Source organism: Flagellimonas algicida (assembly GCF_049629585.1).
GTDB lineage: Bacteria > Bacteroidota > Bacteroidia > Flavobacteriales > Flavobacteriaceae > Flagellimonas.
Genome location: NZ_JBMYIX010000002.1, coordinates 587,102 through 604,781 on the forward strand (window position 1 = coordinate 587,102; position 17,680 = coordinate 604,781).

Below are 17,680 nucleotides of genomic sequence, written 5' to 3' on the forward strand. Positions count from 1 at the left end.
CAATTTATTATGTATTTATTTGTATTGGATTGATATGGTAATCCTCTTGCTGGCAGGCAAGAGGTCACCGGTTCGAATCCGGTATTCTCCACGAAAACAAAAGCACCTCAATTGAGGTGCTTTTTTTATGGAGTTGTTTGCCAGAAGATATAATCTTGCGGCAGCGGAGGGCGTCCCAATGATTATATGTTACCAGCTAGTTTTTCTTTTATTAGTTTGATAATCCAGATCAGATTAGTAGCACCAATTCCTATAATTCCGAAAGTCGCTATGAATTGAATTGGTGATTCTTTTCTAGTTGAAAGTATTGTCAAAATGAGAAGTGGAATAAAACCCATTCCTATCTTAAGAATCAAATTCCAAGATTTTTGTTCGGTTAACCTTAACAAATATCCGTTTACATATGCCAAAATCAGAGCAGGTATAAAATAGAACATGATAAGAAAGAAAATTTCACCGTATTGTGAATTTTCATATAGAAATGGCGCAATAAAAATCCCGATAATGCAGAATATAAACCCAAAAATAATAATCGTTTGTCGTTCCATTTTGTTTTCAGCTTGTTGCCAACTATAGGATATGAAGAAACTTTCGCACATCCTCATATCACATTTATAAATGTATCACTTTTTGTATCAAGTGCGATTTTCGTCAACCTGAACTTGTTTCAGGTTCCCATAAAGTATTTCCGACCAAAAGCAGAAGATGCTGAAATAAATTCAGCATGACGTTTTTTATTTTCCCACAACCCTCTTAATTTTTTCAAGGGGATTTCCTTATTGATTGGTTTTATACATTCTTCTAAAGGCCATGTATTCCATTATTACGTCTTTAATTCCGTTTTCAAGTATTTTTTTACTTTTTCAAAGAGCCTTTTTTCTTGAAACCGATATACAAACCAAAACCAAATAATCATTACAGGGAATAGAAAGAGAGTCCAAATAGGTAAATTCTCTTTATTAAATAAAAAAAGTAGTAGGAAGACAATAAACAGAATCCCCAAAAAGTACATTTCGAACCGTAGTTTTGTACTTAATTCGATTTTTGTATTTCCATTATTTAGCTCAGTTAATACTGCATAACCTTTTATTCCGTCAAAATATCCGGGATTATAATTGAGCATTATTGTACCTATTGAAACTTTAGAAAGAAATTTAAATTCGTTGTCAGAAATCCAATCAAGATTAAACTTTCTTTCCTTTTTTAAACGAATTTGTTCTTTCAATTCTAATGTTGAACTGTTAAGTTCAAATGATTCTTTCAAAAGTATTTTTTCAATAAAGTCTTTCATTGATTTTTAGAATGCTTTTTCCAAATATATCTGTTGAGTTGTATAATTTTTACCCCTCCCCAATCTCCTTAATTTTTTCAAGGCAGATGCCCTCGGTCAGTTGTTGTAGCTCCGCCACGCGGGCCGACAGATACTCCAGATCACCTTTGGTGATGTGGTACTCCTCCATCTTGTAACGGGCATCTATATAGGCACGCTTCAATAGCTCAAAGAGGCGCTTTTCTTCTTCGGTCTGGGTGGGGAAGACCGCAAAACGCTTGTCGCACATTTCCACTTTAATGCCCAAGGTCTCCAGATTGTGGTCCTTGGGGCGGTAGTCCGTGAATACCAACAATATGGTGGTGTAGTAACGCTCCGTGGCTTGGTGGAGTTCAAAGGCAGCTTTATGATAACTTTCTCTCCCAAATGCGTTTTTGAAATCAATCATAAATTCATTCGCACTCGTAAACCACTGGTCAAAATGTTCTTGTGCCTTTTGTTGGCTCTCTTGGGGGGTGAGGAGTTTGGGCGTGGCCAGTTTGTACTTTTCGGAATCGTACAGCACAATGCCCTCCTTTTTAATGTCCTTAAAAAAATAGTTGCCCAGTCGCAGGGCTTGGTTCAAATGTTTTATACCGTGGAAGATGAGGTTCACGGGGGTGCGCACGTAACCTGTACTGGTGAGGTCGGCCTTTACCTTGTCCTCTATCCTGAACTTTTGTTGCAGATCTTCGTGGGTCAAGACCACCAGCAGGTCATAATCGCTGCGGTATTCGTAGGTGATGCCCTTTTCCACATAGGTATCCTCTACCCAGTTGCCGCGGGCGTAGCTGCCAAAGAGCAGCACCATTTCCACCTCTTTAAAGGCGGAGAGCAGGGTGGTGAGGCGGCCCAGCTCATCTTGCTTAGTTTTAGGTAGATGGTCCAAAGATTTGTTCACCTACACAAAGTAAGAAATTATTTGGTGTGGGGGTCGGGGGGTGCGGTTTCTTCAAAGTGAGAACCATTGTTTATACGCGAAAAAATGGACCTTGTAAAACCTCCAATATAATTTGCTTATTTAATTGAATAGTTTAAATTTAGAAAGTCATAAGAATTTCCCCCCACATAAATTTTATTTTCGAACGTGCATTCCATGCCCAAAATTCAATTCTGAATATACATGGTACATAACCTCAACTACGTTTTTAAATTCCTGTTTTTTATTGGAACCATTTCATTTTATGGTCAGGATATGTCCCAAGCACCGATGTACAATGTCTTTGATGAAGAAGTGGGAATAGAAAATACGGGGCTTTATCAAGGAACCGTATATGTTGAAAAATACAGGACGATCAATGAAAGGGTACATTTTTATAAGGGAGTGGATTTTTTCTTGGGAAGTGTACATTATGATGGGCAATGGTATTACAACCTTGACATAAAGTACGATGTCTATGACGATGCGGTCCTCTTGCGCTTGGTCACGGAAGCGGGCGGCAGCACCATGCAGCTGTTGAACAAATACCTGGAAGGCTTTGTTTTGGATGGCGAGCGCTTTGTGAAAATTTTGGAGAAAGAGGCACCATTGTTGAAAGAGCATGGGTTTTATGCAATTTCCATGGAGGGCCCCTATTTTACCCTTCACACCAAATACACCAAAAGAAAATTCGATAAGAAAGATAGAAGAGTCCTCTACTACGAGTTTTTGGACGGCCCCAGTAAGCATGCACTATTTTATAGAGGCCGTTACCATTCGTTCAACTCCAAGAAAGAAGTTATTGGCTTGTTTCCCGAGCTAAAAAAGGAAATCAAGGCTTTTTATGCTTTGGCCATAAGACAGAGCAAGGCAGACCCCGATGGGTTTATGGTCAGTTTGGCAAAACGAATTGAAATTCTTTTATCCCAATCCAACGAAAACATTGTGGAATGAGAAAGATCATCATTGTATGTATGCTCCTTTGGAGCATACAATATTTGTTTGCGCAGAACAGCGTCCCAAAAATTTCGGTTTCTTTTACCAATGTTGGCTTGGAAGAGGCCTTGACTACCATTGAAAGTAAGACCGGACTCCATTTTTTTTACCTTGATCACTGGATTGAGGGTATTAGGGTTTCAGGAACTTTTCAAGACACCCCTGTCAATGAGGTATTGGACAGTCTTCTAAAAGATACCGTCATCAATTATCATATGGGTGGTTCAAATGAGGTTTACCTACTTCAAAACAATCAAATTTACGACGCCTTGCCCGAGGATTTCTTTGGACGTGAAGTGATTACCGAAGACGTGCCAAATTATGATGAAATCGAAGAAATTTCCCCAGTGTTTGTCAATGAAGAAGAAAATACTTCCAGAGCAATGCAAGTGGTCCGTATTGGAAGGGAAAACAGGAACAGCGGCAGAAGAACCTTTATACTGAGCGGTAGGGCCTTGGTTGCATTGAATGGACAGCCTATTCCAGATATGGCCATTATTGTTGAAGGGAGCAATGAAGGAACTTCCACGGACTCCAACGGGCGATACAGCATAAATTTGCCTATAGGTGAGAGTGTCCTCCAAACAAGGGGATTGGGTATTGAGAGCTCACGGACCAAGATCATTCTCTACAATGATGGAACCTATGATTTTCAATTGAACGAGAGTGTGGAAGCCTTGGATGAAGTGGTGGTACAGGGAAACCAAAACCGTAATGTTGAAACAGCCATTACCGGAGTAACCCTTATTGAAGTGGAGAAAATCAAGAACATCCCCTTGGTACTTGGCGAACAGGATATTTTAAAGGCCGCGATAACATTACCGGGAATCACCACGGCGGGAGAAGGGGCGGCAGGATATAATGTGCGCGGCGGAAGAACAGACCAAAACCTTATCCTGTTGGATAATGGGGCAATCTACAATCCTTCACACTTTTTCGGAATTTTTTCGGCCATTAATCCCTTTACCGTAGGTTCTGCAGAGATCTATAAGGGTAACATCCCGGCTGAGTTTGGGGGGCGTCTTTCCTCCGTTTTCGATATTAAAAGCAAGGAGGGCAATGACCAAAAATTTTCAGGAGAAGCCTCCATTGGGCCGGTGACCAGCAATATAGTTTTGGAAACCCCTGTGGTCAAGGATAAATCGGCATTGATGTTAGGGGGAAGGGCTACCTATTCCGATTGGATTTTGGGAGCTTTGGACAACAAGGAACTCAGCAATAGCACCGCTTCTTTTTACGATGTACTGGCCAAGTATAGCCATACCATCAATGAGAACAATGAGGTCAAGGCCACGGGGTATTTTAGCCATGATGCATTCAGTATTACCTCAGATTCCATTTACGATTACAGCAACAGACTTATTTCTTTGGGATGGGACCACAAGTTCAGTGAAAAGACCGCGAGCAGCTTAATACTTGCCAACAGTCAATATAAATTTGGGATTGAATTTGATGGGCAGGCCAATGATGATTTTGATTTGGGATACCAAAACAACGAGACCGAATTCAAATTCAAGATAAAATATTTGCACAGTGATAAGCATACGTTGGATTTTGGATTGTCCAGCAAATACTACGAAGTGAGCCCGGGAAGCATTGAGCCCATGGGTTCGGATTCTGATGTATCCCCTCTGACCATACCCAAAGAACACGGACTGGAATCTGCCATTTTTCTCTCCGATAGCTATGAGGTAAATGATAAGCTCTTGGTAGATGTGGGGTTGCGGTATTCTTTCTATGCCGCATTGGGGGAGGGCGTACAGCGTATATATGAAGAAAACGCCCCTCGCAATGATGGCACGTTGCAAGAAACGCAGGAATTTGATAAAAATGAGGTGATCGAAACCTACGGTGGCCCTGAGGCAAGGGTTTCTGCACGTTATTTCATCACCCCGGGTTTTTCGGTAAAGGCGAGCTTGAACAATGCGTTCCAGTATATCCATACCCTATCCAACAATACCACCGTGTCCCCAACCGATACTTGGAAGTTGTCCGACATCAATATAAAACCACAGGAAGCCTATCAGGCCTCTCTTGGCTTTTACAAGAATTTTGAGGGGAATAAGTATGAACTCAGTTTGGAAGGGTATTACAAAAAGCAAAAGAATCTATTGGATTACAAAGTAGGGGCCAAGTTGCTGCTCAATGAGACCATTGAGGCCGAAGTGATACAAGGTGATGGAAAAGCATATGGGGTAGAATTCCTCATCAAGAAAAATGAGGGCAAACTGAATGGTTGGTTGGGGTATACCTATTCGCGGTCATTTGTAAGATTGGATAGTGAGTTCAATGAGGAACGGATCAATAATGGGCAGTTTTTTCCTTCCAACTATGATAAGCCCCATGATATAAGTATGGTGGCGAATTACAAGTTTACACGAAGGTTCAGTGTATCGGCCAATTTTGTGTATCAAACAGGTCGGCCGGTAACTTTTCCCATTGGAAGTTTCGCGTTCAACAACTCAGAATTCGTGTTTTACAGTGATCGGAACAAGTTTCGGATTCCCGATTATTACCGTTTGGATTTGAGCTTTCAAATGGAAGGAAACCATAAGATCAAGAAATTTGCCCATAGCTTTTGGAGCTTTTCCATATATAACGTTTTGGGAAGGAATAACCCGTACTCGGTGTTTTTTGTGACGGAGGATGGCAATATCAAGGCATACCAAAGCTCCATATTCTCTATTCCTGTACCCACCATAACCTACAACTTCAAATTTTGAGACTTATGCAGTTAATACGAAAATTTTGGGTGTCGGCAGTGTTCTTTTGGATGTTTTCCGTGATTTCATGTATAGAACCTTTTGAAGCTACTTTTCTTGATTTTGAAAGTGCTTTGGTCATAGAGGCGACCATTACCAATGAATTAAAACAACAACGGGTTTTTCTCTCACGAACTTATGAATTTGAAGAAGAAGGGCCTTTGGCCGAATCCAATGCCAATGTTACCGTGACCGATTCGCAAGGAAACACCTATACCTTCAGCGACATTGGCAACGGTACGTACCTTTCCACTACCGCTTTTGCTGCCCAACAAGGGTTGGATTACCAGCTTTCCATTACTACCGAGGACGGTAGAAACTATGGTTCGGAAACTGCCCGACTTACTGCGGAAACCACCATTGATGAAGTTAGGGCAGAGCGGATAACCAATGATTTTGGCGAAGATGGCATGGCAATTTTTGTAGACAGCTTTGACTCTACGGGAAACTCCTTGAACTATCGCTATGAATATGAGGAAACCTTCCGGGTGATTGCCCCAGATTGGAACCAAACCAGTTTGATCGGTGACCCCCAAGGGGGTTGTAATGTGTTGGAGGTGCCCAATAGAACGGACGAACGGATCTGCTACCCAACCCTATTTTCCAATAAAATTGTCCTGACCTCAACAAAAGATTTGGCGGAAGACCGGGTCAACAATTTTATGGTTCGGTTCATTAATAGGGACAACTATAGTATATCCCATAGGTACAGCATATTGGTTAGGCAGTATGTCCTGTCCAATGAGGCGTATACGTTTTTTGAGACTCTTGATGAAATCACAGGTTCGGAGAATCTTTTCTCACAGATTCAAACAGGGTTTTTACAAGGAAATGTTTTCTCTATGGAAGGCAGAAACGAGAACGTATTGGGCTATTTTGATGTGGCCACTGTTGATGAGCAACGTATTTTTTTCAATTATGAAGATTTTTACCCGGGAGAACCCTTGCCGCCCTATATAGAAAATTGTAGGCCGGGTACTCCAGTGATTCAAAATTTGGGAGGATGTGTCTTAAGACCGATCTTAGAAAGTGGTACCGCTGTATTTGTTGGGGACAACATCTCCCCAGGAGATGGTGAGGGACCGTACCTGATAGCACCTAGGGTCTGTGGGGACTGTAGTGTATTGGGCACTGCCGAGGTCCCTGAATTTTGGACAGATTAAAATAAAGATTATGAAAAGCAGCTATATCCTTATGGTATTCCTCTTGTGCATGACCCAAAATGTACTATTTGGACAATCCAATACACAAATATTACGGTCCATTCCCCAAGAAAGTGCCTATGTTCACTTCAATGAGTCCACACTGTTTACGGGCGAAAAACTTTTATACAAATTCTATGGCCTGGACAATTCCACCAAAAAGCCCACCAAAATCAGTAAAATAGGGTACGTTTCCTTGATCGATAATAATGGGGCGGTTGTTTTCTCCCACAAGCTATGGTTGGATTCCGGTTCAGGTGAAGGCGATTTTTTTCTGCCGGTTGCCCTTTCCACGGGCACCTATAAATTGCTGGGATATACGGAATGGATGAGAAATTTTGGAAGGGAAACCTTTTTTCAAGCCGATGTTTATATCATCAACCCATATAAAACCATACCAGAGGCCTATTTAGAGGAACCCACAGACTCAATTCAAGATAATTCGCCACGGGAACACAAAAGTGCGAACACCATTTCACGATCCAACAGCAGTCCATTTGTAAATGTTATCGTGGACAAGACAGCTGTAGGAAAACGGGAAAGAGTGGCAATTACCATAGAAAGAACAAGTAATTCGGCAACAGGGGGTAGTTATTCGCTTTCAATAAGGAAGAAGGGCTCCGTTTCTTTTGGAACCCCTATGTCTTCAGAAGCTTTTTTAATGGACCGGAACAAGAGTGTGACCAACCGTTCGGCTACCACAAATCTGTATGTTCCAGAGATCAGGGGAGAGGTCATCTCGGGCATTGTTTTGGAAAAAGGCACCGATATGCCTGTGGAAAACCAAAGAATATCCCTGTCTTTGCCCGGGGAAGCCTTTCTTTTTAAAGTGGCAACTTCTGATGATAAGGGGAGATTCAGCTTTATTTTAGATAGAAAGTATAGCAATACGGTGGCCGCGGTGCAGCTTATGTCCGATGCAGTTGACAAATATGAAGTTAAATTGGATGCCAAGGAAGGTAATCATAGTGATTTGGCCTTTCCGGGGTTTACCATCCCTAGGGCCATGGAGAATCCGATCCTGCAAAGAAGCGTACACAACCAGATTGAGAATGCATATGGGGAAGTACGCATGGATTCTGTAATTCCAGTTGAACAGATCACTCCTTTTTATAGGGATTTACCCATTGTGTACGATTTGGATGCCTATACCCGGTTCAATACCTTGGAAGAAACCATAGTAGAGGTAACGGACCATCTTTCCATTAAGACCTTGAACAATGGATCTAGGGTTTTTGAGGTACGCCCAAATGTGGGTCTGCCCAACGACAAACTTTTTGCAGCGGTTTTTGTGGATGGCCTATTTGTTAAAGATCATGAGGATATTATAGGGTATAATGCAAAAAGAGTGAAGTCCATAAATTTCTCCAGGGAAAATGTATTGATCGGTTCGCAGATGTTCCAAGGAGTGCTTTCCCTTAAAACGATCAAAGGGGATTTTTTCAATGAGTTTTACTCACCGGACCTCATGAACATTGAGCTGTTCAGGCCAGAGGAACGGAAACACTACTTTAAACAAATGTATGTTGGGGATCATGATCGGTCCCGTGTTCCAGATTACAGATACCAATTGCTTTGGCTGCCCAAGGTGGATCTGTTGGGCAGGGAGCAAGAAGTTGTTTTTTATACTTCGGATGTTACGGGGACCTATGAGTTGGTCCTGGAAGGGTTTACCGAGAATGGCAACCCGGTATCCATCAAAAGAAATTTGGAAGTTGTTGAGTGATATTTTCAAACGCAAAGGGCCAATCCAAATTCACCCCTCCCCAATCCCCTTAATTTTCTTCAAGGTAGATGTCCTTGGTCAGTTGTTGTAGTTCCGCCACTCGGGCCGACAGATACTCCAGATCAGCTTTGGTGATGTGGTACTCCTCCATTTTGTAACGGGCATCTATATAGGCGCGCTTTAAGAGTTCAAAGAGGCGTTTTTCTTCCTCGGTTTGGGTGGGGAACACCGCAAAACGCTTGTCGCACATTTCCACTTTTTATGCCCAAGGTCTCCAGATTGTGGTCCTTGGGGCGGTAATCCGTGAACACCAATAATATGGTGGTGTAGTAGCGCTCCGTGGCTTGGTGGAGCATAAATGCAGCTTCATTTAGTATACCCTTCGCAATAAAATCGTTGCACCCTAGTAAAAAGTTGTTCGCACTCGTAAACCACTGGTCAAAATGGTCCTGTGCCTTTTGTTGGCTTTCTTGGGGCGTCAAGAGTTTGGGCGTGGCCAATTTACACTTTTCGGAATCGTACAGCACAATGCCCTCTTTTTTAATGTCCTTAAAAAAGTAATTGCCCAGTCGCAGGGCATGGTTCAGGTGTTTTATACCGTGGAAGATGAGGTTCACGGGAGTGCGCACGTGGCCCGTACTGGTGAGTTCGGCCTTTACCTTGTCCTCTATCCGGAATTTTTGTTGCAGATCTTCGTGGGTGAGCACCACGAGCATGTCATAATCGCTCCGGTATTCGTAGGTGATGCCCTTTTCTACATAGGTGTCCTCTACCCAGTTGCCGCGGGCGTAGCTGCCAAAGAGCAGCACCATTTCCACCTCTTTAAAGGCGGAGAGCAGGTTGGTGAGGCGGCCCAGCTCATCTTGCTTGGTTTTAGGTAGATGGTTTAAAGATTTGTTCACCTCTGCAAAGTAAGAAATTATTTGGTGTGGGGTTGGGGGGAGCAAGATTTGATATTGCGGTAGTGGGAGCAATTATTTTTGAACCAAGCAACTTTTTTGGGACTCCAATTCCATCATACTAATTTCTCCACCAAGATAATAGGAAGGAATGTTTCCTTTTATGCCGAGTCTGTACATTCCAATTCCTGAAAGTCTTTTTTCTTCCCTTCCATTTGGAATTAGTCGATACCTTGAGAAGTAAGGTTTGTCAGGGTTAACGTATTCGCTTTGAATTCGAAAACATTCCATTATCAACTTTAATCCAGAAAAGTGACCGTTTTTATTTTCCAACAAAATTGGTTTTTTATTGGATTGTTGTTGACCTGTGGGGTATATCGCAACTTTTGAACAATTCAATCCCTGAATCTTTTTTTTATCTATTCCTTTAGATTTTAAGAGATCAATAAGATTGTTTTCATGTTCATAGCCGCTTGCAACCCAAAAAACCCCTGAAAAACAATTTAACCGCAATGGTAAATCTGGTCTATGGGTTTTGTACTCTTTTTCTGTTAGTTCCAATGATTCAATGAAATGAGAATTCTCATAGAAATGTTTTAATGACGTGCGATAATAATTTATAGTTCTGTAGTTGGAATACACGAAAGAATTATCGTCATTAATGGTTTGATAAAACACTTCCTTATCGTCAAAAAGTATTATTCGAATCTGATTGTTTTCGAAATTGTATGAATCTCCAATTTTCATGTTTAGTTTTTTATCAGCCATTCCAAACTTTGATCAAAGTATTTCTTCAACGATTTGTTTAAGAATTGACTATAACCGGTTTTTTCATTTCTTTCCTTGGATAACCAAGCCATGGCGTAAGCTATTATCTGTTCAGGCAAATAGCCTTGGCTGCTCGATTGCCAACCAAAGCCTTGGGAAACAAATTGAAACCGGGAATTACCAATAAAAATTCCAAATCCGTGATAAATTGCGGTAAAGTCGGTCAAAAACTCATCATTTTCCTCTATTCGATTTTCTCCCAATAGAATTTGGTGGGCCAATTCGTGCGAAATGTTGGCAATTAAGGAAATGGGATTTTTTAGCTGTCCTCTTTCAATTGAAACAATGGTTTCGTTCTCAGATTGTTGATAGGTTCCACTCGCACTGTCCCAGCTACCGTCCAAGTCAGCCGGTGTTGTCAAAATCGTTCCATCCGCCATTTCAATCGGAGAGTCGGAGAAAAAGTCGAGCGTTATCTTTACATCTCTAATATCCATTAGCTCTATGGTGCGCTCTAGAATAAATTCGGCATCTTTTTCCGTTCCGTCAAACGTACGGGCATAGAAGTCTTTTGTGGGGGTTACCGTTCGGGTCTCCATGAAATATTCTTCCCCAAATTCATTTCGTAACCAATTCAGTTCTTCATCAACCCAAACTTTATCTTCATCGGTAATCGGTAATTTGTTCTTTTTGTTCCAAAACATAGATGATTCATGGATAAGTGAGACAACAGTTGGTTTTATTGAAAGTCCTCTTTGTTCTTGTTACACGTTAATAAATGTACCACTTTATTATGGTCGGACATGGGTTGATGGAGAAGGTAGACCATGCGCCCTAAAATTTACCATCCTTTTAGGATGGATTTTTTGTTTTTGCCCATTTCCTTTTTGAACTTTAGGGGATAAAAAATCAATATGGATTTAGAAGGAAAAGTAGCCTACATCACAGGAGGCACCAAAGGAATAGGATTGGGCATTGCCAAGAGTCTTTTGCAACAAGGCATGAAAGTGGCCATTAGCGGGCGTAGTCGAGACAGTGTGGATAAGGCCGTAAACCAACTTAATGGAGGCACCAATGTTTTGGGTGTGGTTTCGGACGTGGTTGAATTACAGGATGAAATAGATGCTGTTGAACATATTCTAAAAACGTGGAAGCGATTGGATGTGGTCATGGCCAATGCCGGGGTGGGCCATTTTGCCCCCATTGATGAAATGTACCCCGAAGATTGGAGCCAAATGATCAACACCAACCTGAATGGGGTGTTCCATACGCTAAAGGCTTCTGTAGAGGCCCTAAAACTTACCGAAGGCTATTACATGACCTTGGCCAGCTTGGCCGGGACAAACTTTTTTGCCACCGCAGCGGGCTACAATGCCACCAAGTTTGGCGTAGTGGGCTTTACACAGGCCGCCATGCTCGATTTAAGGAAATACAACATCAAGGTCACCACGATCATGCCGGGATCGGTGGCTTCGCACTTTAATAGCAACGAACCCTCGGAGAAGGACGCTTGGAAAATCCAACCGGAAGATATTGGAAAATTGGTGGTAGATTTACTTACCATGCACCCCAGAACATTGCCCAGCAAAATAGAGGTGCGGCCCACCCGCCCCGATCTAAAGTAATTACACGGGCTTTTCCGTAAGTGGGATTTGCGTGGAGCAGATTTCCTTGATGAGTTGTTCCAGATAGCTGTTAAACGTTTCCAGCACCTTGGCATCGATTAAGGGGTTTTTGTCCTCGGAAAAGGGAAAAAATCCCTGTCCCAGGTTTTTAAAGGAATAGATGCCTGCGTGCAAGGGCTGTTCCCCGTGTTTTTTGTTGTACAGCAGGGCGTAGCACAGCAGTTGGAACGCCTTGCTCTTGTCGTAATTGGTGATGAGTTCCTCCCAATCCGTGATTTTTACGTTTTTGGGTTCCACCTTTCCAGTCTTGTAGTCCACCACCCGGATAATGCCGTCTATTTGGTCCACGCGGTCCAAGGTGCCTTTCAATTTTATGGGAAAGTCAAGACCGGGCACTTGCAGTTGGCACTCGTACCGTTCTTCCAGAGCGAGGAGTTTTACCTCATGCCGTTGGAGTTGTTGCAGTTCCAAACCGATGAAGTTTTCCAGATATTTTACGATGACGTTGTAGACCAGAAGATATTTTCCTTTGGAAACATCGACCCCCGACAGATTTTTATGGAAATGTCGCTGCACCGTTTGGGCAATCTGCGGCTTTACGGCGGATACGTTTTCCTTAGTGAGCACTTGCCCCAATAAAGGTTGGTATAGGTCCTCCAGACTATCGTGCACAATGGTCCCAAAAGTATTGGCGGCGATGTTCTCCTCCACTTCCTCCACATCGTTGATCTTTAAAATATTACGGGTGTAAAAGTCGATGGGGTTTCTAATGTAATTGGTCAGGGAGGTTGGGGAAAAACCGTTTTCGGCAAAAACCACGATGTCCCTGTGCAGTTGTTCGCCCTTGGTGATCTGCAAGAGGGTTTCGGCCGTGATCTGGGTCTGTGGCGTGCTGATGGTATGGGTCACAAAAGGAACCACGTCCTTATCGGTGAGCAGTTGCGAGACCAATCTACTTTTTTCACCACCTTCCAAGACATCGGGCTCTGTGTTGTAGATGACAAACACGTTTTTAGCCCGTTGGATGAGTCGGTAGAAGTGGTAGGTGTAAATGGCGTCCTTTTCTTTGTAGGTGGGCAGACCGTAGTCGCGTTTTACATCAAAGGGAATAAAGGAGTTGTTGGATTTTCCCGAAGGTAGGATTCCCTCATTGACCGAGGTAATGATGACGGTTTCATAATCTAGGTTTCGGCTTTCCAGCATCCCCATGATCTGTAAGCCTGTCAACGGTTCGCCAACAAAATCCAAATTCTCCATATTCGCCAACTGTCTGAACAGACTTTTGATGGACCTAAGTTCTTTGATATGCCCCAATTTGCCCAAGTGCTGCTTCAATTGGTTGAAGAGCGTGTAAAAGCGGTATAGCTGCTCCAGTTCCAATGCATTTCCCTCTTTTTGAAACAGCGCTTTTAGGCGCAGGGAGAGCAAAAGGCAGCAATCTACCCACTGTGCTGGGCTGATGGCTGTGCCGGGAAAAATAATCTTTAGAATCTCGGAGGCATCGGCATAGTTGGACAAGGTGTTGTAATCCAAGTACAGCCAGTTGTTCTGTTTGATGTCATTGGAGATGACCTTGGCGAAATCCAGTTGTTGATTTTTGGACAATACCGAGGTATAGGGATTGGAGAGGAATTCCAATACATTTTTATAGAGCCATCCCCGTTCAGATACGATGCTGCTGAGGTCTAAAAAGCTGAGGTAAAAGGAGTGGAGCACGGTTTTGTCCAAGGGTAGCCCCATGGTAATATTGGTACTCTCAATGGCGGCTGGAACGGCTTTGAGCATTGGTGTGAGCAGAGTCTCATCGGCTAGTACCACGGCGGTCTTGGCTAGATCAATCTCTTTGCGGTCGTTTAAATTTTGCAGCAGTTGCCCCACATATTTGGTCTGCGAGATACTTTTTGGAACCCCGGTTATTTCGATTCTTTTGGAAGCGAGAAAATGGTCTTGGGGCTCTATGGCATCTTTGTTTTTATAATAAGGCCACTCCCGCTGGTATTTTCGGATGAAAAGTCCAGCGTCATGGATGGGGTCATTCAAAAAATGTGTGTCAATATCCCAAAAAATGAGTCCATTTCCCTGTTCCAGAAAATATTGGACAATGTTGGATTCTGCATTGTTCAAGGCGTTGAAGCCCACAAAGACAAAAAGATTGTTTTTGGTTAGGGTCCCATAGGCCTCAAGGTTATCAACGGCCATTCTAGACATGAGCCCTTGGTAGCCCCTTTTCTGTTCCAACAAGGTCTTGGTGAAGCCATTGTATAGAGACTCCAAATTGTTCCACAGTTGCAGATAGTTTTTAACGAGCTCGGTTTTCTCTTTCTGTAAGGACCAGTGGTTGAGTTCCTTGATAGCGGACAGATAATTGAGGATATCCTTGGGAGGAATTAGATACCCGTCTATTTCATCAAAATCCTGTAAGAGGACCTGCCCCCATTTCATGAAGGTTGGAAAGTCATCGTGTTCTTCCAGATTGGATTTTTGGTAGCTCTCGAACAGAGTTAGGAGTAGTTCCAGATTCGGGGCCTTGTCCATGCCGGAGATGTCCGCGATAAAGTCCTGAATAGAGAAAATCTTCGGGGCAAAGGTGTTTTGCTGCAGCCTTTGGGAAATGAACTTTTTTAAAAAAGTTCCCGATCGTTTACTTGGGAGCACAAAGGTACATTGGGAGGGGTTGATGTCCTTCTCTTGCAAACGGTCCAATACATGTTCCAGAAAACTTTGATGCATGGATTAAAAATAAAAAAGGCCCCGCAATTGCAGGGCCTTTTCGAAAAGAAAACTGAGTTTCTATTTCATTATTTTACCAAGTTGATTTCAACTCGTCTGTTTTGTGCTCTACCAGCTCTTGTGTTGTTAGTGGCGATAGGCTTAGCCTCACCGTAACCGATAGCAGTCAATCTTGAAGAAGAGATTCCTTTGTCGATCAAGAAGTCACGAACAGAGTTAGCTCTTTTCTCAGAAAGCTCTTGGTTCAATTTCTCGCTACCAACGCTGTCAGTGTGACCTTCAACAGTAAACTTAGCGTTAGGATACTCGTTCAAGATTTGGATGATGTCAACCATTACAGAAGTAGACTCTGCTTTGATGGAAGATTTACCAGTATCGAACAAGATAGTTCTAGCGTAGTCATTCAATTGCTTCTGAACTTCTTCAGTTACTTCTGGACAACCGTTGTTGGCTACAGTACCAGCAATTTCAGGACATTGATCGTCTTTGTCAAGTACACCGTCACCGTCAGAATCAGGCCATGGGCATCCTTTGTTTTCAGCAGGACCAGCTTCGTTAGGACAAGCATCGTCTTTATCGGCAACACCGTCACCATCTGTATCAGGACATCCAGCTAGAGCAGGAAGACCAGGAGTGCTAGGACAAGCGTCATCTTTATCGGCAACACCGTCACCGTCAGAATCAGGACATCCGTTCATTTCTTTGGAACCAGCTTCGTTAGGGCAGCTATCTTTAGAATCTTCGATACCATCACCGTCAGAATCAGGACAACCGTTGAAAGCTTCCAAACCAGCTACTTCTGGACAAGCATCGTCTTTGTCGTAGATACCATCACCGTCAGTATCAGTACCACCAAATTTGATGCTAAGACCTGCCATGTGTTGGAAGTGCTTTACCAAGTAATCTTCGAAAGCGTGCTTATATTGGGTCTGCAAAGTAAGACCGATGTTCTCTGAGAACCAGATGTTAAGACCAACACCACCGTTAACAGTACCAGCACCGATTTCATCAACCCAAGTATAACCACCACCAATCTCAGCAAAAGGATCGATTGTAGTGTTTTTTAGGAAGTTGTACTTAATGGTACCATCTACAGCGTAGTGAGAAAGGTCGTCTACAGATACATCACCAATTTTCTCGATTCTGTTCAAGGAACCACGAGCACCAATAGAGAAACCATCACCGATGTACTTGGAAACTCCTACATAGGAAACGGAAGGCAAAATGTTCCAGTGGTCTGAAACGTTGAAGTACTCATCAAACAAAGTAGTACTTGAGAATGGGTTATTTTCGTCATTGGTTGGATAAGCGTCGATAGCATTCACTCCAAAGCTGATCTGCCATGGATTATTCTCGTCTTGCGCTTGTATGTTGTTAATCCCTACAAACACAAGGGCAACAACCAATAATTTGCTAAGATGTTTCATGCTCAAAATTTTTAAGTTTAAGTGTTTATCAGCTGCAAATGTAAGTTGTTAAGAACTATTAACAAAATCAATTTTTCTTTTTTTTTAACGCATTACATGGAACTTTTTATACCGTTAAACGATTTTTAAGGCTTTGCCCACCTTGATGAATGCGTTTATGGCCCGATCAAGATGATGCTTTTCATGGGCTGCCGAAAGCTGTACCCTGATCCTTGCCTTTTCTTTTGGGACCACTGGGTAGAAAAAACCAATCACATAAATACCCTCTTCTAGGAGCATATCCGCCATTTTTTGTGAAAGCTTGGCATCGTAGAGCATAACGGGCACAATGGCAGAATCTCCATCTATAATATCAAAGCCAGCGGCTTTCATGCCTTTTTTGAAATATTCCGTATTGTCTTGGAGCTTGTCCCTGAGGGATGTGTCCTTGTCCAACATATCAAAGACCTTGATGGATGCCCCTACAATGGCCGGAGCCAAAGAGTTGGAGAACAAATAAGGTCTAGAGCGTTGGCGCAGTATTTCAATGATTTCTTTTTTTCCAGTGGTGTAGCCACCCATGGCACCACCAAGGGCCTTGCCCAAGGTTCCGGTAATGATATCGATACGGTCCATGACCCCCTTTTCCTCCAGGGTGCCCCTGCCCGTTTCTCCAATGAAACCAGCCGCGTGGCACTCATCGATCATGACCATGGCATCGTACTTATCTGCCAGATCACAGATTTTGTCCAAAGGCGCCAAAAGTCCATCCATGGAGAAGACCCCATCCGTGACAATGATCTTGAACCGGGCACCATCCGCAATGCTTTGTTTTAATTGTTGCTCCAGGTCTTCCATGTCACTGTTGGCATATCGGTAGCGCTTGGCCTTGCAAAGACGCACACCATCTATGATGGAAGCATGGTTGAGGGAATCGGATATGATGGCATCCTCTGCGGTGAGCAAAGGTTCAAACACCCCTCCATTGGCATCAAATGCGGCAGCGTATAATATGGTGTCCTCTGTGCCGTAAAAATCCGCAATCTTTTGTTCCAACTCTTTATGGATGTCCTGCGTACCACAAATGAACCGTACGGACGACATTCCAAACCCGTGGGTGTCCATGGCATCCTTCGCGGCTTGGATTACATCTGAGTGGGAGGAAAGTCCCAAATAGTTGTTGGCGCAAAAATTTATGACCTCCTGCCCTGTGGAAATTTTGATGACGGCTCCTTGGGCCGAGGTGATGATGCGTTCTTTTTTAAACAGCCCCGCTTCCTTTATGGTTTGCAGCTCTTGGGCCAAGTGTTCTTTTATGTTTCCGTACATGACTGTTTG

Annotated in this window: 15 protein-coding genes; 5 read left to right on the forward strand and 10 right to left on the reverse strand. The window is 43.0% G+C overall.

All coding sequences use genetic code 11. From position 1 onward, the window contains the following. Window positions 1-182 precede the first annotated feature (182 nt). The 3 genes from ACPD8L_RS11470 to ACPD8L_RS11480 all read right to left on the reverse strand — a co-directional run bounded on the left by ACPD8L_RS11470 (window position 183) and on the right by ACPD8L_RS11480 (window position 2,210). The gene (locus ACPD8L_RS11470) at window positions 183-548 is read right to left on the reverse strand and encodes a hypothetical protein (protein WP_423943443.1); all 366 of its coding nucleotides are present in this window, start codon (window positions 546-548) and stop codon (window positions 183-185) included. Between the two features lie 275 nt (window positions 549-823). Further along, entirely contained in the window at window positions 824-1,291 is a 468-nt protein-coding gene (locus tag ACPD8L_RS11475) for a hypothetical protein (protein ID WP_423943444.1), read from the reverse strand. A gap of 49 nt (window positions 1,292-1,340) precedes the next feature. Next, window positions 1,341-2,210 (reverse strand): HEPN domain-containing protein, encoded by an 870-nt coding sequence (locus ACPD8L_RS11480; protein ID WP_421810353.1) that lies wholly within the window; start codon window positions 2,208-2,210, stop codon window positions 1,341-1,343. Window positions 2,211-2,432: 222 nt separating this feature from the next. On the opposite strand from ACPD8L_RS11480, the gene ACPD8L_RS11485 reads away from it, so the two are divergent. From ACPD8L_RS11485 to ACPD8L_RS11500, 4 genes are read left to right on the forward strand one after another with little or no spacing between them, the layout of a single operon-like run. Further along, complete coding sequence (locus ACPD8L_RS11485; RefSeq protein WP_293303897.1) at window positions 2,433-3,182, forward strand: hypothetical protein; 750 nt, start codon at window positions 2,433-2,435, stop codon at window positions 3,180-3,182. Next, entirely contained in the window at window positions 3,179-5,947 is a 2,769-nt protein-coding gene (locus ACPD8L_RS11490; RefSeq protein ID WP_423943446.1) for a carboxypeptidase-like regulatory domain-containing protein, read from the forward strand. Before ACPD8L_RS11485 ends, ACPD8L_RS11490 begins: the two co-directional genes overlap by 4 nt. Before the next feature lie 5 nt (window positions 5,948-5,952). Next, complete coding sequence (locus tag ACPD8L_RS11495) at window positions 5,953-7,149, forward strand: DUF4249 domain-containing protein (protein ID WP_423943448.1); 1,197 nt, start codon at window positions 5,953-5,955, stop codon at window positions 7,147-7,149. A 10-nt stretch (window positions 7,150-7,159) separates the two neighbouring features. Continuing rightward, the gene (locus ACPD8L_RS11500; protein WP_423943450.1) at window positions 7,160-8,914 is read left to right on the forward strand and encodes a hypothetical protein; all 1,755 of its coding nucleotides are present in this window, start codon (window positions 7,160-7,162) and stop codon (window positions 8,912-8,914) included. A gap of 49 nt (window positions 8,915-8,963) precedes the next feature. On the opposite strand, the gene ACPD8L_RS11505 is transcribed toward ACPD8L_RS11500, so the two are convergent. The 4 genes from ACPD8L_RS11505 to ACPD8L_RS11520 form a co-directional block, all read right to left on the reverse strand. Then, the gene (locus ACPD8L_RS11505; protein ID WP_421810349.1) at window positions 8,964-9,143 is read right to left on the reverse strand and encodes a hypothetical protein; all 180 of its coding nucleotides are present in this window, start codon (window positions 9,141-9,143) and stop codon (window positions 8,964-8,966) included. Further along, window positions 9,103-9,816, reverse strand: coding sequence for a hypothetical protein (locus ACPD8L_RS11510; protein WP_423943452.1), 714 nt, complete (start codon window positions 9,814-9,816; stop codon window positions 9,103-9,105). The genes ACPD8L_RS11505 and ACPD8L_RS11510 overlap by 41 nt, the downstream gene beginning before the upstream one ends. 72 nt (window positions 9,817-9,888) lie before the next feature. Beyond that, window positions 9,889-10,581 carry a hypothetical protein gene (locus ACPD8L_RS11515; protein ID WP_423943453.1) on the reverse strand — a complete coding sequence of 231 codons (693 nt, stop codon included), beginning with the start codon at window positions 10,579-10,581 and terminating at the stop codon, window positions 9,889-9,891. Then, window positions 10,563-11,285 (reverse strand): hypothetical protein, encoded by a 723-nt coding sequence (locus tag ACPD8L_RS11520; RefSeq protein WP_421810346.1) that lies wholly within the window; start codon window positions 11,283-11,285, stop codon window positions 10,563-10,565. The genes ACPD8L_RS11515 and ACPD8L_RS11520 overlap by 19 nt, the downstream gene beginning before the upstream one ends. Before the next feature lie 210 nt (window positions 11,286-11,495). Between ACPD8L_RS11520 and ACPD8L_RS11525 the strand changes: the two genes are divergently transcribed. After that, window positions 11,496-12,206 carry an SDR family oxidoreductase gene (locus tag ACPD8L_RS11525; RefSeq protein WP_423943454.1) on the forward strand — a complete coding sequence of 237 codons (711 nt, stop codon included), beginning with the start codon at window positions 11,496-11,498 and terminating at the stop codon, window positions 12,204-12,206. Here the strand turns inward: ACPD8L_RS11525 and ACPD8L_RS11530 are convergent, their stop codons facing one another. From ACPD8L_RS11530 to kbl, 3 genes are all read right to left on the reverse strand, one after another. Beyond that, window positions 12,207-14,936 (reverse strand): PD-(D/E)XK nuclease family protein, encoded by a 2,730-nt coding sequence (locus ACPD8L_RS11530; protein WP_423943455.1) that lies wholly within the window; start codon window positions 14,934-14,936, stop codon window positions 12,207-12,209. A 68-nt stretch (window positions 14,937-15,004) separates the two neighbouring features. Further along, a complete protein-coding gene (locus tag ACPD8L_RS11535) occupies window positions 15,005-16,363 on the reverse strand; it encodes an OmpA family protein (RefSeq protein ID WP_293303912.1) in 1,359 nt (452 codons plus the stop codon). Between the two features lie 114 nt (window positions 16,364-16,477). Beyond that, window positions 16,478-17,671: a glycine C-acetyltransferase gene (gene kbl, locus ACPD8L_RS11540; protein WP_293303913.1), complete on the reverse strand. Its 1,194-nt coding sequence runs from the start codon at window positions 17,669-17,671 to the stop codon at window positions 16,478-16,480. Window positions 17,672-17,680: the final 9 nt, after the last annotated feature.

Bases quoted from the DNA above. Each gene is read 5' to 3' on its own strand.
- ACPD8L_RS11525 (WP_423943454.1), top strand. From the start codon at position 11,496: ATGGATTTAGAAGGAAAAGTAGCCTACATCACAGGAGGCACCAAAGGA.
- ACPD8L_RS11520 (WP_421810346.1), bottom strand. From the start codon at position 11,285: ATGTTTTGGAACAAAAAGAACAAATTACCGATTACCGATGAAGATAAA.
- ACPD8L_RS11530 (WP_423943455.1), bottom strand. From the start codon at position 14,936: ATGCATCAAAGTTTTCTGGAACATGTATTGGACCGTTTGCAAGAGAAG.
- ACPD8L_RS11470 (WP_423943443.1), bottom strand. From the start codon at position 548: ATGGAACGACAAACGATTATTATTTTTGGGTTTATATTCTGCATTATC.
- kbl (WP_293303913.1), bottom strand. From the start codon at position 17,671: ATGTACGGAAACATAAAAGAACACTTGGCCCAAGAGCTGCAAACCATA.
- ACPD8L_RS11500 (WP_423943450.1), top strand. From the start codon at position 7,160: ATGAAAAGCAGCTATATCCTTATGGTATTCCTCTTGTGCATGACCCAA.
- ACPD8L_RS11485 (WP_293303897.1), top strand. From the start codon at position 2,433: ATGGTACATAACCTCAACTACGTTTTTAAATTCCTGTTTTTTATTGGA.
- ACPD8L_RS11515 (WP_423943453.1), bottom strand. From the start codon at position 10,581: ATGGCTGATAAAAAACTAAACATGAAAATTGGAGATTCATACAATTTC.
- ACPD8L_RS11495 (WP_423943448.1), top strand. From the start codon at position 5,953: ATGCAGTTAATACGAAAATTTTGGGTGTCGGCAGTGTTCTTTTGGATG.
- ACPD8L_RS11535 (WP_293303912.1), bottom strand. From the start codon at position 16,363: ATGAAACATCTTAGCAAATTATTGGTTGTTGCCCTTGTGTTTGTAGGG.
- ACPD8L_RS11490 (WP_423943446.1), top strand. From the start codon at position 3,179: ATGAGAAAGATCATCATTGTATGTATGCTCCTTTGGAGCATACAATAT.
- ACPD8L_RS11475 (WP_423943444.1), bottom strand. From the start codon at position 1,291: ATGAAAGACTTTATTGAAAAAATACTTTTGAAAGAATCATTTGAACTT.